This is a genomic window from Pelosinus sp. sgz500959 (genome assembly GCF_042610375.1).
Taxonomy (GTDB): domain Bacteria; phylum Bacillota; class Negativicutes; order DSM-13327; family DSM-13327; genus CTSoil-075.
The window spans coordinates 117,409-132,361 of record NZ_JBGJZL010000003.1 but is presented as its reverse complement, the minus strand read 5'-3'; the positions used below and the strand labels follow the sequence as shown (position 1 = coordinate 132,361).

Below are 14,953 nucleotides of genomic sequence, written 5' to 3'. Positions count from 1 at the left end.
TTTATTTACCGACTGCTTTATTGCCACGCACCTGTTTCATAGCCTGGAACCATGTATCTCGAAATTCTAATAATAATTTTTTTGCTGACTCCAATTGAGTTTTGTCTTTTTTGATATTACCTTGAATTAAGCAATGTAATATATATTCATCAATCAATAACCAGTTTTGGGAAATTTCTTGTTTCATATCCAGTGTTACCATAAACTCACGAACTATATTTTGAGCCCGCATATTCGCAATATGTGCTTTTTCGATCTCATTTTTTTCAACAGCCAGAATACTTTCTGTAACAAAACGAATGGCTCCATTATAAAGCATCAATGTCAATTCTTCTGGCGATGCTGTCATGATCTGCTGCCTTTTATAGGCATTGGCGGTATTTGTAGCATTCATGTTCTTTCCTCCTCTCATTCTTTTCTATTTGCATTCATTAGCTACGCTTTTTTATCCAAAAAAGCACCAATATAATCTCTTAATTTAGCCACCATATCTAGCACTTCATGTGCAGGGCATTCTTTGAGAACTTTGTGTGTTTTGCTATCTTCAACCTGTATCATTAAAGTACTGGTCTTACTATGCAATACAAATTTAATATCCGTATTCATTGCTTGCATAAAGTTGTTTAATTCATCAGTAACATTTTTTAATTCATCTTCACTGGGTTGTTTTTGATTAACAGTCGTCTCATTGATTTGCTTGTTAGTTACTTCTTTTACATTATTTGTATTTGAATCGTTTTTAACTGCTGCTACCGTCGTTGGAGCTACCCCACTATTAACACTTGTAATACTCAAATCACCGCACCTGCCCTCCATATTTTTACCTATGCACGCACATCTATTAGATGTAAGATACCAAAACTTTCGTCTTGTGAAGATTATGATTAGGCATGACATATAAATGATTACTCAATAACGACTTATCCTCTTTCATTAATATGATTACCCCACATCATCATTGTCCAAGGATTAACATACTGACTTCTCACGCTGCGATGAATTTTACCATTTTTCAATTCTGTCGCAATACGAGTTCGTTCAATCATCGCTTCTTGTAAGACTTGGCGACTACGCTCTAAGAGTTCTTGCTGCTTTTTGGTAATATCTAAAATCACAGAGGCGAGTTCTGATACATGCTGCCAATTTCCTTCGCGAACCAAGGCTTGATTTAGAGTCAACAATTCTTCAAGTAGTACCTCTCTTTCTCCTAGTACCCGCCCCAAACCCTTCATCTCTCGTTTATGAATAAAACGGTATTGGCTTTCGGTATTAGCAGCAATTTTTTCAAGTACTTTTATTTTTTTATGTAAGTACCACTTTGCTTTTTCCCATTGCCCCATACAATCTCACTCCTTGACTCTGCTTTTATTGATAATCTAACTGGAAGTAGATGATGATAAAGATGAAAGTTGTGAATTCATTTTATTGATATACGTTTCTAATTTACTATATTTGGTATATAGATTATCTTCCACCGTATCCAGCCTTGTTTCTTCATCATCGATCTCACTTGTATACTTATCAATCATTTTCGTCAGAGTATTATCTGTATCAGAGGCATCATTTGTAGTGCCTGCTTTTTCTAATAGTGTACCTTTATTGCCAGCTGTATCTCGTATCGTGGAAATATTTTTTTGGAGAGTATCATAAAAACGGTAAGCAATGCCTTCTTCTTTATACCTGGTCGATAAATCTTTTGATGATAAGGAACGTACAACCGCAGTTCCAGAGAGAGACGTACCTGAAGAAGTCGTAGAAGATGCCTGCTGAGTAAAAAGATTCATAATTCCTTCAGGATCACTAGCAATCGCCGCTTTTAACTTCGTTTCATCGACAGATAGTGTTCCTTTTGTATCATAAGTACCAGTAGTAATGCCAATACTAGAAAGAGTGCTAGACTGGCCAGAAATAGAGTCAATCAAAGACGTGCGTAAATCGCTTACGAAACTTTTTAAAATGGAGTCATTATGCAATAACCCCACTTTTGCTTTCGTTTCCCAACTGGTAATTTGGTCATCCGTCATATCATCTTTTTGATCATCGGTGAGTGGCGGGTAATCAGAATCATATTTTGCAGTCAATTCAGTATTAATCGTATCAATCAATGTATTATAATCATCTACAAAACCTTTAATCAGATCATAAACACCATCTGTATCTTGGGTTACACTGACTGTAGCAGCAGAGGTTGTTGTTTGGTTGGCTTTATATGTGATACCGTCGACAGTAATGGTGTTAGAACTACGAGTTAAAGATTGTCCATCAATCGTTACCTTAGCATCTACACCTGCAGTGGATTTATCTAATAAAGCTGTTAAGAAATTACTATTACTTGTATTGCTGCTATCACTGCTTTCAGTCACGACTAGGGTATTGCCCGCACCTGTAGCACTAGCCGTCATCACCAATTTCCCCGTAAGATTATCATATTTCATGGTCACTCCAGCACTACTTTTGTTAACCTCAGATATCATTTCAGCCAATGTATCTGATTTATCAAAGGTTAAGGTTGTACCATTAATGGTTAACTCTGCTTGTCCATCATCATTGAACGTTAATGCTGTCGACAATTGACTAGATATCGTCGATAATGTGGAAGATGTATTTAGGCGGTTAGAAAGCACTGCACCGGTACCAAAACCTAAATTAGATAATGCACTGGTACCGGTAGTGGGAGCACTTATCGTAATGACCTGTACACCGCTATCGGCAGCTGTAAGGGATAAATATCCCGTCGATGAGTCTGCGCTAACGGTGACTTTCCCCGATCCAACTGCATCGTTAATCGCAGTTTGCAGGGAAGATAGATCCGTTACTGTAGAATCAAGAGTGACCGTTTTACTTGTACCATCCAAAGTCAGAATAAAACTTTTGTCACTGAGACTAGAGTAACTGGGAGTTGTTGAACCTTGTACATCTTTCGACACACTCGAACTGCTTTTAAGAGTAGCGGCTGTGGCGAGTTGATCCACTTGTATGGTGTGATTTCCCGCTGATGCAGTACTGCTAGCTGTTGCCGTAACTGCACTATCAGTACTAGCGACAGTATTTTTTAAATAATTACTCTTGCTGAGCAAGCTAGTCGATGATGTTACATTAAAGTATTTATTACTGAATGTTTGAATGTCAGAAGTAATATCACGATAGGCTGTTTGTGTCCATTCTACTTTTTGTTCCTTCTGTTGCAATTTATTTAGCTTTTTTGCCTTTTCGGCAGTCATCGATTGTTTAACAATAGAATCAACATCAAGACCCGAAGATAAGCCAGTAACCCTGGTCGTCCCATTGACGGTACTGGTTGATACACTACTACTGCTGGACATTTACCTCGTCTCCTTTTATATCTATTACCCTAAATAATCGATTAAGCTTTTAGAAATGGCCTTTGCTCCAACAGAAAGAGCTGATTCATAACAATACTCAGCACTAGCTTGCTCCGTGATCGCCATAGATGTATCTACATCCTCATTATCGCTCATAAGAGATTTATATGCCGTATATGCATCTCCTAAACTATCAGTCACAGTCGCCACTTTGTCCATGCGAGCACCCAACGTAGATTGGGCTACCTGTAGTCGATTGGCATCTGTCGTTAGATCCGTGAGCAAGTCGGTAATGCTTAAAGAATTGGTGGTAACCGTCACATTACCTGTTGAATCAATGTTAGCAGTCTTATAGGTGGTATCTCCATCTAAAGCTAGTAATAATTTTGAAAAGGTATCAAAGAGATTACTGCCAGCACCTTCACCAATCACATTTTGCCCTTGTGTGTTGATTGTTACTGTGGTGTCAAAACCGATATTGTAGTTAATGCTCTGATCCGTGGTACCACCATAGGTTTTAAGAGCAGTCGCTAAGGTATCAGAAAGAGTTTTAGCTACGGCAGCCGCAGTTGTTAAGGTCGTATCAGTTGGATTGGCTGCTGAAGCTGCTGCGGCTGCATCAGAAGCAGTTTTAGCCGAGGTTGCAGCTGCCGTTAACGTCGCAGTACCACCATCTGTTATAACAGCGGCTGCTAACGTATCGGAAATATCTTTGGCAGCTGTTGCCGCGGCTGTTAACGTTGTCGTACCACCATTAACGATAACAGCAGTGGCTAAAGTATCGGAAAGAGTTTTAGCTGCGGCAGCCGCGGCTGTTAATGTCGTATCAGTTGGAGAAGCAGCAGAAGCCGCCGCAGCGGTTTGGGAGGCAGTCTTAGCAATGGCTGCCGCATCGGTTAAGGTCGTAGTACCACCATAGCTAGTCACAGCAGACGCTAATGTATTAGAAGCCGTTTTAGCAGCGGCAGCCGTCGTATTTAATGTAGGGGTGCTTTCGTAGAGAGAACCGCCATTTGCAGTATAGAAACTTTCAATATCTGCATCTGATATTGAAGATGAGACAACACCACCAAGACTCAAGTAATCCCCTTTGAAAGTGACACTATCTCCAATCGTCGTTGTTACCGCCTTATAGGGTGCTTCACTCGTACTGTAGCCGCCAAAAATATAACGCCCTGCATAAGAAGTATTCATAATGGAAATAGCCTGCGTCTTTAGCGTTTCAATACTAGTCTTAATACTTGCCTTATCAGTATCACTCACAGTATCACTCGCCGCTTCAGTCGCTAACTCTTTTACATTTGCAATAATGTCATTTAAGTCACTCAAAGCTGAATCCGTCGTCTTCTGCCAACCAGTAGCAGCGGTTGCTGTATCTTGGTACTGTGTAATTTGGGAAACATAACTACGGTATGTGATGGCTCTCGTCGCCACCACTGGATCATCTGAAGCCAATTGAATTTTTTGTTGAGAAGATTCAGCCTCATTAGCTGCAGCCAGTCGATTTGCTGCCTTGCTAATATTTCGCAGTGTGCTTTCCATTGTCATATTATTAGTGATTCGCACAAAGACCCCCCCGTTCTAAACATTTACCATATTAATGGTCGTTTCATAGATTTCACTCCATTTGGTAGCAACAGAAGCTGAGGCAGCATATGCTTGTTGATATTTCGTCAAATTAACTGTCTCCTCATCACTAGAGACTGCTGATACAGATGATCTACTGGTATCGATATAACTTGTGATGGCATCTTTACGACTGTATTCAGTTTTGGCATAGGAACTGGCTGTACCAACAGTTGCAATGATTGAGCTGTAGAAACCTGTGGCTGTCGAATTTCCGAAAATATTAGTATCTGTAATAATGCTAATAAGGTCAGTAATATTTGTATTGTTACTGTCTTCACCAACAGTTGAGGATGTTGCAATTTTACTAGAATCCTCTTGAATATCCTTTGATACTGTGATATTCCCAGCCTTAATATTTTTATATATCGAATCCGTATCTGTACCACTCGCCATTAAATCTGCTGATGATAGATTATCATAGGAGAAGAAACGGATATCAGTTGTATCGTTAAGACCTACGCCATCGGCGTTTCCACTATAACTGGTGGTATCGACAGTAATACCTTCATTGAAAGCCTTCGCCAATGTTTGTGCAAATTGATCCAATTGACTGCTATAGTAGGGTATACCTTTGTTATCAGAAGTACTACCATCCCGAACTTGAATATATCCGTTCAGTGCACCTGAATCACCTGAAGCAAAATCTCTACCAGTCGCTGCATCACGAATTCCGTACATCCCGTATTGCGCACTGGTCGTATCAGTGACAGTGTAACATTCTAGCTGTTTTGCTTTATTGCCACTTACTAAGGTGGAGCCATTGACCGTAATGGCAATAATACCATCATCGCTTTTTGTTGTACTAATACCAATGAGTCCAGAAAGTTTATCAACTAAAACCCCTTGTTGATCCTCAAGTTCATTTGCCGCAGCTCCAGATGCTTTTGCTACACCAATTTTCTGGTTTAAGTCTGCAATTTGCGTTGTATAGGAATTGATTTGTTCTACCGTCGTTTTAACCTCATTATTAATGTCACTACGTAGTTGAGTAAGTTGGGTAGAAGTATCATTCAGTGTTGAGCAGAAATTTTTGGCATCCTCTAATACTGTAGCCCTAACTGCCGTATCAGTAGGGTCGGTCGATAATGTCCCTAAATCTGTTGTAAATGTATTTAATGCTGTACTGATCGTACTGCTATCTGTAGTACCAAAAATAGTTTCAAGCTGTGATAAGTAGGTGGATTTAGCGTTCCATTTACTCGATCCACTATTTTCCTGCCAATACTTTTGGTCAAGACGATCACTACGTACTCGATCAACAGAAATGACTTCTGCTCCAGCACCAACTAAACTGCTACTGTATACTGCAGCTGGACCTACAGATGTCTGATTCAGGACTTGTCGTGAATAGCCTGTAGTACTCATATTACTCATATTCGTCGTGGTCGTCGCCAACCCAGTCTGGCTGGCAGATAAACCACGACTGGCAATACTAAGCCCCATAAAAGTTGAAGCCATATGATTCTCCTCCTGTTTAAATTTTATCCTAAATCTTCAATCAAGCCTGCAAGCAGACTATCAATCGTACTCATCACTTTCGCACTGGCAGCATAGGCATTTTGAAACTTGATCATATTTGACATTTCCTCATCGAGAGAAATACTCGAAACAGCCTGGCGTTGGTTGTCAACTTGCTGAACTAAAGCTGTTTGGCTTGTATAGCTACTTGCCGTTGTGTCACCAGCAGTCCCTATCCAAGAAGTTACAGCCTTGTAAAAATCAGTAATATCAAGAGATAAGCCATCGCACTGATAAGAAGTAGTATCAGTAGATAGATTCCAAATTTTATTGGCGATGGTATTATCACCATCTGCATTACTAGATGCTGTCACTATCTTATCTGAATCAGCTACTATCAGAGGATTAACCTGTATGTTGCTAATACTGAGCGGTTGACTGGAATCGATCACAGTAAAAAAATCTAGACCAGAATCGCCATTAAGGTCAACTCCTGAACTATGTACAGAATTGAGCTCAGTCGCAAGAGTCGTAATCAGATCATTCAAAGATTGACGCATAGTGCTAATCGAACTAGTCCCTGTAGTCACTAAATTATAAGGAATATTACTTGAGTCAATTGTTTCGTAACCAGTTTGATCTGCATCCTCTAGATAAGCACCTATACTTCCACTACTAATATTGACTTTACAAGTTCCATCAGCAAACTCCACCGTTAACGGATCAATACTTGTCCCACTTCCTTTAACAATAAGAGCATGAGTTTTTGTACCATTTACTAATGTGACCCCACCTAGAGTGACTTGTAAACTTCCATTGGATTCACTAGTATTAATCTCTGCTAAAGAAGACATTTGGTCAAGCAAAGTGTCACGCTGATCCCGTAGATAACTCGCCTCACTACCACCAACTTCAGCTTTGCTAATTTGCTGATTTAAGTCTGCAACTTGCTTAGCCAAATCATTTAGACTATCCACTCCATCCTTGACTCCATTTACAGCGTCTTCTTGAAGTTGTTGGAGCTGATCATCAATATCCGTTAGCGTACTGATCAATGTAGTGCCAGCCGTGATAACAGATTGACGCGTCGTCGCTGTACTTGAATCTGTAGACAATGTTTGCCAAGAATTAAAAAAATCATTTATGACCTGTTGTACACCTGAAGTTGTAGTCGTTGTATCTGTAGTAGAAGCCGAAGTAAACTCACTTAATATTTCATCACTATATTCCAAATTACCACTTTTCACTGACAAATAACTATTTTTAGCATTTTGTGTACGATACGTGTTGTCCAGTAATTGATCTCGTGCTCGTGTAATGCTTGCTATACTCACGCCGCTTCCCACAGACGTGTCAGTTGAAAGTACAGTATTTTTATCCGTGCTAACCGCTCGAACCCTTGAAGCTCCAGTTGTATCTACATTGGCAAGATTCGTACTTGTTGTTGCCAGAGCGACCTGATTCACATACATACCTGAATAAGCAATACCATATGCACCGAAAGTTGACCCCATATGTTTACCTCCCTTCAAAAAATACAACGGATAATAAGAGTACCCTACTATAATTTCTTTAATTCAATCCTACACTAAGTTACTATCTTATTTTACCCTTTCATACTAATCAAAGACTGCATCATCTCATCAGCTGTCGAAATTACCTTGCTATTGGCTTGATAAGCTCGTTGTGTGACCATCATATCACTAAACGCTTCGGCCAAGTCTACATTTGACATTTCTAGAGATCCAGAACTTAAAGAGCCTGAACCACCACTTCCAGCAGAAACAATCGTCGCACTACCAGAATTGGCACTGGTAGCATAGAGATTACTTCCTATTTTTTCCAGTCCTGCTGGATTATTAAAAACAGCTAACGCAATTTTTGCCAATGATTGGGTTTGATCATTACTATAAGTTCCCACAATTGTACCATCATCAGAAATCGAAATACTTTCTAGTTCTCCTGACTTATAACCATCAGCAGTGCCAGTCACACTACTACTGCTACTCGTATACGTATTTACATTGCCAAAATTCAGATCAACATTAAATGCCGCTGTACTACCAGAGGTTGGTTTCACACTAATAGTTGCTACACTTGTTGTATCAGTATAAGCAGTAAAGCTCATTGATCCTGCTGCCAATGCATTACTGGACGCTAATGCCGATAAAGTTAATAGCGATTTTCCATTTGTATCTGTAAAAGTTGCTGAACCATCCGTTGAATTCACTGTAATCCCTGGAGAACTAATCCCTGTACCTGTCAATGTAAGATCATAGCCACCAGATGCATTCGCTACTGATGTGACTGTATAAGTACCACTAGTAACAGGACTGCTCGTAGTACCAGTACCACTAATGATACTCGATAGATCACTACCAACACTAACATTAGTATCACTATAACCAGTGGTATTTGCAGTCGTTGAGTCAATGGCTACATCAACCATTTTTCCATCGGAATTAAATAAGACATAACCACTTGAAGGAGTTATTCCAGCATCAGAAGTACTGGCTTGCCAATACCAACTCGTCGTATTACTTGTAGAATCAACTTTACATTTTTTCCAATCGATATCCACATCGTAACTGTTACCTTGAGAATCATATGCAGTAATTGTTGATGTTTGATCAAAAGAAGTAGGTGTCGTACCAATATCATTCAAGGCTGTTGCTGTTGTTGCTACTGTTTTTGTTGGATCTAAGGTCCCTGTAAAATCAGCTGTCGTGGTTGCTTGGGCAGGAATTACTTTTTTATTTCCATTATAAGCATCTGTATAAATATTGATCGGTTCTGCCGCAGAGCTAGTATTATAAACATAATTGCCGTCATCATCGATCGTATATTGCTCCCAACCACAAACTTTATAACCATTTACAGTAAGATTACCAGTGTCATCCGTACTTAAATTACCAGCACGCGTATACTGATATGTACCTTTTGTTCCGCCCTGTACAACAAAGAAACCTTCCCCACCAATCGATACATCTGTATTGACGCCCGTCGATTCAGCTGTTCCTGCGGTCATAATATTATCAATACTGCCCACACTGACACCTAATCCAAGCTGTACTGAATTAGTACCACCTGAATTTGTCGTCGAGCTAGTGCCAGCACTAATCGTCTGGCTAAGTAGATCGCTAAAACTGACTCTTTGTGATTTGTATCCTGTAGTATTTACATTAGAAATATTATTGGCAATAACATCTAGGCTCGTCTGTTGTGATTTAAGCCCCGATACCCCAGAAGAAAATGCATTCATCATATAAAATTCCTCACTTTACCTACTATTTTATTTAGAAATAACCTGTATCCTCTCTCTATAGAGGTAAGCTATAATGTACTCAATTATTAACATAAACTACAATTACGCACTTGTTGTACTATTGGATCCCACTTGAGTAATTGAACTAAGGTTTACTTTAGTTCCTCCAACATCAACATAAGTATTACTACCAGAAATCGTCACAGAATTTACGGTTCCACTTCCTGTAGTTGTAGAACCTGATGAATCAGTGACAGAATAAGTAGCTTCCTGACCAATCATGTTATATGCTGCAGCATTGTTAACTGAAGTATAAATGCTTGATAATTGAGATAAAGAGCTGATTTGAGCCATCTGAGATACATACTCGGTAGCACTAACTGGATCGCTAGGATCTTGATATTTTAGTTCTGATGCCAATAATTGAAGAAATGAATCAGCATCTAAGCTGTTAGAAGTAGTTGTACTAGAAGTCGTTGACGCTACCGAAGAACTAGACGTAACGGATGATGTAATACTCATTTATATTTCCTCCCTTTATGTCGAACAATCTATTTTCTTGCTCTAGTATCGCAAACATATATTTAGTTTTTATTAAGAAATGTCTAAAAGGCAAAAACATTTATTTGCAAAAAAAGAGCTGTGGCAACTCATAAATGAGTTATCCACAGCTCCTCTGTTTCGTATCATATCATCTTTATTTTTCAAATTAAATTAATCTCTATTTCATCCTTTTAGATTTCTTCTGTAATAAGATCATCTAAAAATAAATTGACTAATCAAAACTCCGCCGCCTAATAACCAGCAGTACCAGGCGAAAGGACGCATCGCGTTGATTTCATTACTGTGAAACCATTTCATTAAAGTCCAGACACTAAAAAATGCTGCGACACCAGATGCAATCCCTCCAATTAATGAAATTTGGAATAAGCCAGCAATATCAGTATGCATCAGTTTGGGAACTTCGATTATACTCGCTCCAATAATGATTGGAGTGGCAAGCAGCATCGAGAACCGAGCAGACTCTTCATGCTTTAAACCCATCCAAAAACCTGCCGTCATTGTGGCACCTGAACGAGAAAATCCCGGAATCAGTGCTAAGGATTGAAATAAGCCTATGGTCATTGCTTGCTTATAACTGAGATCATTAATACTTTTTTTACCTTGTCCTTCTCCTCGTAATCGTTCCCCCCAATAGAGTATAAACCCATTTATGATTAAGAAAAATGCAGCACTACTTACATTACTAAACATATGACGAAGTGGTTTTTCTAGGAGAATCCCAATTACAGCAGCGGGAATCGTACCAGCCACTATAAGAAACATCATCTTTCTGGATCGATCATCTTTTTTAAATATGGAAATCACAATTTTAGTCCATTCTGTACCAAAATACAGTAAAAGAGTTATGGCAGTACCTAAATGTAACATCACCAAAAATGGAAGAAAATGTTCTTTTAAAAACTCTGGATCTAAATTCCAATTAAAAAAATAAGGCGTTAAAACCCCATGTGCTACACTGCTAATAGGAAAAAGTTCTGTAATCCCCTGAACAATTGCAAAAATAAGTGTTTGAAGTATCGTCAAAATAAAATCTCCTTTGTTTCGTTCATTTAAATGATATAAAATAACCGTCCCACTCAGTTAAAAAATATGGTTACTTTTACTATTTGGATTTTATACTCGTTACCATGTTATTATGTATTTTTTCATTATTCGCCCCGGCCACTTCCGTATTTTGATAATTGGTATTTTTAATATTGATAGGATCTGCACTATTTTTCCCATTTACAGAACTTTGATTCCCTTTCACTTGATCCGAGGAAGAAACTGCAGCTGTTATTGTTTTAATGGAATCTGTATTTTGTTTATCTAACTTCAAAGTTTTTTTACTATCCGGCAGAGACTCAACCACTTTTATTTCCCGGGGTATGGAATTTGCATATTCACTTACTAATCGATCCGTTACTTGTGTATAAAGTCCGTCTACAGTAAGGCCTTGTATTTGAGCAACTTTATATCGAAGCTCTTTAATATCAGGCAACCAATAACTAACATCGTGGATCCAATATGGAGTACCAGCTACCCATTCCGTATATAAACCTATTTTTGCCGCCTCGCTTATAATAGGGATTAACTTCACCATTTCTTTACTTGGCATATCAGTTTTTACTGCTATAGCAAATTCTTTAATAAGATTAGGCAGACTCGTAATAATCTGCGGCTCACTGAGTTCCTTTAATAAGCCTTTTAAAAACTTTTGTTGTCTGCTCACTCTGCCGATATCGCCTTCTTCATCTCTGTAACGCACATATTCCATAGCAGTTTTTCCATTGAGTTTTTGAATACCAGGACGAAGGTCAATGTATAATCCTCCATCATCATCATATGGATCAGAGTAATACATTCGTTTATCTACATCAATCGTCACTCCGCCAATTGCATCAATCATGTGAACAAATCCTTGAAAATTTATGACTACAGTATAATCTACAGGTATCGTCAATAAATTTTCAACAGATGATTTAGACAATTTTGCCCCACCAAACGCGTAGGCATGATTAATTTTGTCCCACCCATGCCCATCGATTTTTACACGAGAATCCCGGGGAATAGAAAGCATGGTGATTTTTTTGCCAATTGTATCAATGGTAACTACAAAAGTAGTATCAGAACGACCTACATCATCGTCACGTGCATCAACACCAAGAACCAATATATTAATTTTTTCTTTCATCAGAAATGTGCTTACTAAGGTATTTGTAGAAGAAGGTCCACTTAAAAATGCATATGTAACTCCTGCAACTAAAAAAATAATCATAGTGAGCAGCATCGCAACTCGCCCTTTCCTAAAACGGCGAATTTGTCTTTTTGAAGAAGAAAGCCGACTAACATCTTGCTCCATATTACACCTCTTTGTATTCTCCAGACAGATCATAAATATAGAAATAAGCCCTGCACCACCCATGTAGTACAGAACTTATTTGATTTTTTACGTAATTGATCAATTGATTTCTATTGCTAATTGAGTATAGCAAAACAAACTGAAATTTTGTTGAAAGAATATTGAAGGTGATAAGGAATTTAAGGACTTGGAATGAGGACAATAAATTGACTCCCCTTACTCGGTTCACTATGAACAGAAATTTCACCTTGATGGGCATGAACAATCCATTGAGCAATGGATAATCCTAAGCCTGAGCCTTCAATAGCCCGTGACCTTGATTCGTCAATTCGGAAAAATCGTTGAAAGATTTTTTCATGAAATTTTGCAGGAATACCTGGCCCAGTATCTTCCACAACAATTTTAACATAGGAATTTTTTCCATTTTTCACTCGTTCAAGATGGATTACGATTTCACTTTTAGGTAAACTATATTTCAAACCATTATCAATTAAGATATAAAGCAATTGATAAATACGTTCTGGGTCAGCATTTAATTCGATGGATTCATTCATCTGAAACCGGACTCTAATTTTTTTCTGTTCAGCTGTAGTTTTCAAAGAATGTATGACTTGTTCGCTCAGTAAATTGAGGGAGAAAGCTTCTTTTTTTAGTTTCACATCTCCCGTATCGGCTCGTGCCAATGTTAACAAGTCATTGACTAATCGTTTTAAACGAAAAAATTCATCTTTTGCATCGCTCATGATTTGCAATGAGAAAGGTGATAAAAAATTATCTTTATCCATTTCAATAGCTTCGATCGAGGTTAAGAGTACACTTAAAGGAGTCCGCAGTTCATGAGATGCATCAGCAATAAATTGTTTTTTCCTTTTAATTGATTCCTCCATTGGAATTGTGACCTTACCTGCTAAAAAATAGCCTATCACTGCAGCTAGAATTAAAAATAAAAAGGCTGATCCACTTAATGTCACTATACTGCGAACGAGACTACGCGCATAGGCTGTCACATCCCTACCGACATAGATTGTAGCCAACAGTGATTCTCCACGATACACTTTATGTGCGGTCAAAACCAAAGTTGCCATCTCATCAGTTGGCAAGGTGACGGTAGCAACTTTAGTATTTTTTCCAGGGCTCCATTTCATAATTTCCTCATAAACTGGCGCACGCAAAACAGGAACAGGTGGATCGACTTTAATCACCTGCTTTTCAGGACCCAATATATAGTAAAAAACTTGTCCACTGATATCATAGTCATCTTCGATGGCAACTTCTGGTGTTGTAAGATTTTTCTTTTTGTATTGCTGTACAATCAAGTCTAGTTGCTCATTTTCAATCTCATTTGCCAAAATTTCGATTTCTTCTGTTCGTTCCGCATAGGTGCCCCAGACAAGAATAAAGCATGCCATTCCTGTAAACACCAGTAAGAACAGTCCGAATACCATACTATATACAATCGTCAGTTTTTTACGAGCTTCGGACAATCTTTCTCGCCTCCATCTTATACCCAACTCCTCGAATATTTTGAATCAATTCTTCCTCGCCTGGGTAGTCAATTTTTTTTCGTAACAACCGCACAAAAGCTTCTAAATTATTAGGCGAAATTTCACTCTCCAATCCCCATATATGATCGAGGATGAGTTCTTTCGGCAGAACTCTCCCGTAATTTTGCATCAATATATCTAAAAGCTGAAACTCGCGTCCTGTCAACTGTATCATTCTTGTCCCTCGCTTCGCCAATTTCGTCCCTCGGTTCAATTCAAGATCAGCCGCTTTTACACATTCTTCTTTTAATGCAACTTTGCTTCTCCTCGCTACAGACTGAATTCGCGCTAATAGTTCTTTAAATTCAAAAGGTTTAACAATATAATCATCGGCACCTGCTTCTAAACCAACGACTAAGTCATCCACAGTATCCTTTGCTGTCAGCATCAGTATTCCACCCTGATAATGTTCTTCCCTTAGTTCTTTACATACTTCCAGACCAGTTTTTTTGGGCATCATCCAATCTAAAATAATCACATCGTAGAGTTCATTTTTGATAAAGTCTAACGCATCATCTCCTGAATGAACCCAATCGACTTGCATATTCTGTCGTAATAGCATTTGATAAACAAGATTCCCAAATCTTTGATCGTCTTCAGCTATTAATATTTTCATTGCTTTAACCCCATTTCAATTCAATGCTATTAAAAAATTAACAACTCTATTACATCACAAATTAATGAAATTTTCCTGAAATACTAAGGATGCTTACTACGATCATGATTCAATTCGATTATAACATAACAATCTCACCTGCAACTGATCCTCTTTATAAATTTTGATATCTTACAATAGAAGAAGTCCGCCAATCAGAAGATTCTCTTCTTG

Annotated in this window: 13 protein-coding genes; all 13 read right to left on the bottom strand. The window is 38.4% G+C overall.

Translation table 11 applies throughout. The features are described 5' to 3' along the window. Nucleotide 1 precedes the first annotated feature (1 nt). The 13 genes from fliS to ACAN52_RS05440 all read right to left on the bottom strand — a co-directional run bounded on the left by fliS (nucleotide 2) and on the right by ACAN52_RS05440 (nucleotide 14,740). Entirely contained in the window at nucleotides 2–394 is a 393-nt protein-coding gene (gene fliS / locus ACAN52_RS05500; RefSeq protein ID WP_378953340.1) for a flagellar export chaperone FliS, read from the bottom strand. A gap of 41 nt (nucleotides 395–435) precedes the next feature. Next, nucleotides 436–795, bottom strand: coding sequence for a flagellar protein FlaG (locus ACAN52_RS05495; RefSeq protein ID WP_378953338.1), 360 nt, complete (start codon nucleotides 793–795; stop codon nucleotides 436–438). A gap of 125 nt (nucleotides 796–920) precedes the next feature. Continuing rightward, nucleotides 921–1,340, bottom strand: a complete 420-nt coding sequence (locus tag ACAN52_RS05490; RefSeq protein ID WP_378953336.1) for a hypothetical protein — start codon at nucleotides 1,338–1,340, stop codon at nucleotides 921–923. Nucleotides 1,341–1,376: 36 nt separating this feature from the next. Continuing rightward, nucleotides 1,377–3,323, bottom strand: a complete 1,947-nt coding sequence (gene fliD / locus ACAN52_RS05485) for a flagellar filament capping protein FliD (RefSeq protein WP_378953334.1) — start codon at nucleotides 3,321–3,323, stop codon at nucleotides 1,377–1,379. A 24-nt stretch (nucleotides 3,324–3,347) separates the two neighbouring features. Then, nucleotides 3,348–4,889 (bottom strand): flagellar hook-associated protein FlgL, encoded by a 1,542-nt coding sequence (flgL, locus tag ACAN52_RS05480; protein WP_378953332.1) that lies wholly within the window; start codon nucleotides 4,887–4,889, stop codon nucleotides 3,348–3,350. A gap of 15 nt (nucleotides 4,890–4,904) precedes the next feature. Then, complete coding sequence (flgK, locus tag ACAN52_RS05475; protein WP_378953330.1) at nucleotides 4,905–6,410, bottom strand: flagellar hook-associated protein FlgK; 1,506 nt, start codon at nucleotides 6,408–6,410, stop codon at nucleotides 4,905–4,907. A gap of 23 nt (nucleotides 6,411–6,433) precedes the next feature. Next, complete coding sequence (flgK, locus tag ACAN52_RS05470) at nucleotides 6,434–7,924, bottom strand: flagellar hook-associated protein FlgK (RefSeq protein ID WP_378953328.1); 1,491 nt, start codon at nucleotides 7,922–7,924, stop codon at nucleotides 6,434–6,436. Between the two features lie 92 nt (nucleotides 7,925–8,016). Continuing rightward, nucleotides 8,017–9,675: a flagellar hook protein FlgE gene (locus ACAN52_RS05465; RefSeq protein ID WP_378953326.1), complete on the bottom strand. Its 1,659-nt coding sequence runs from the start codon at nucleotides 9,673–9,675 to the stop codon at nucleotides 8,017–8,019. Nucleotides 9,676–9,777: 102 nt separating this feature from the next. Next, nucleotides 9,778–10,197, bottom strand: coding sequence for a flagellar hook capping FlgD N-terminal domain-containing protein (locus tag ACAN52_RS05460; RefSeq protein WP_378953324.1), 420 nt, complete (start codon nucleotides 10,195–10,197; stop codon nucleotides 9,778–9,780). A 234-nt stretch (nucleotides 10,198–10,431) separates the two neighbouring features. After that, complete coding sequence (locus ACAN52_RS05455; protein ID WP_378953322.1) at nucleotides 10,432–11,262, bottom strand: undecaprenyl-diphosphate phosphatase; 831 nt, start codon at nucleotides 11,260–11,262, stop codon at nucleotides 10,432–10,434. 79 nt (nucleotides 11,263–11,341) lie between these two features. Next, nucleotides 11,342–12,580 (bottom strand): LCP family protein, encoded by a 1,239-nt coding sequence (locus ACAN52_RS05450; protein WP_378953320.1) that lies wholly within the window; start codon nucleotides 12,578–12,580, stop codon nucleotides 11,342–11,344. A 179-nt stretch (nucleotides 12,581–12,759) separates the two neighbouring features. Then, entirely contained in the window at nucleotides 12,760–14,064 is a 1,305-nt protein-coding gene (locus ACAN52_RS05445; RefSeq protein ID WP_378953318.1) for a sensor histidine kinase, read from the bottom strand. Further along, nucleotides 14,048–14,740: a response regulator transcription factor gene (locus tag ACAN52_RS05440; protein WP_378953316.1), complete on the bottom strand. Its 693-nt coding sequence runs from the start codon at nucleotides 14,738–14,740 to the stop codon at nucleotides 14,048–14,050. The genes ACAN52_RS05445 and ACAN52_RS05440 overlap by 17 nt, the downstream gene beginning before the upstream one ends. Nucleotides 14,741–14,953 lie beyond the last annotated feature (213 nt).

Excerpts from the sequence above, each read along its gene's own strand:
- flgK (WP_378953330.1), bottom strand. The coding sequence starts at position 6,410 with ATGGCTTCAACTTTTATGGGGCTTAGTATTGCCAGTCGTGGTTTATCT.
- ACAN52_RS05465 (WP_378953326.1), bottom strand. The coding sequence starts at position 9,675 with ATGATGAATGCATTTTCTTCTGGGGTATCGGGGCTTAAATCACAACAG.
- ACAN52_RS05440 (WP_378953316.1), bottom strand. The coding sequence starts at position 14,740 with ATGAAAATATTAATAGCTGAAGACGATCAAAGATTTGGGAATCTTGTT.
- ACAN52_RS05450 (WP_378953320.1), bottom strand. The coding sequence starts at position 12,580 with ATGGAGCAAGATGTTAGTCGGCTTTCTTCTTCAAAAAGACAAATTCGC.
- fliS (WP_378953340.1), bottom strand. The coding sequence starts at position 394 with ATGAATGCTACAAATACCGCCAATGCCTATAAAAGGCAGCAGATCATG.
- fliD (WP_378953334.1), bottom strand. The coding sequence starts at position 3,323 with ATGTCCAGCAGTAGTAGTGTATCAACCAGTACCGTCAATGGGACGACC.
- ACAN52_RS05490 (WP_378953336.1), bottom strand. The coding sequence starts at position 1,340 with ATGGGGCAATGGGAAAAAGCAAAGTGGTACTTACATAAAAAAATAAAA.
- ACAN52_RS05460 (WP_378953324.1), bottom strand. The coding sequence starts at position 10,197 with ATGAGTATTACATCATCCGTTACGTCTAGTTCTTCGGTAGCGTCAACG.
- flgK (WP_378953328.1), bottom strand. The coding sequence starts at position 7,924 with ATGGGGTCAACTTTCGGTGCATATGGTATTGCTTATTCAGGTATGTAT.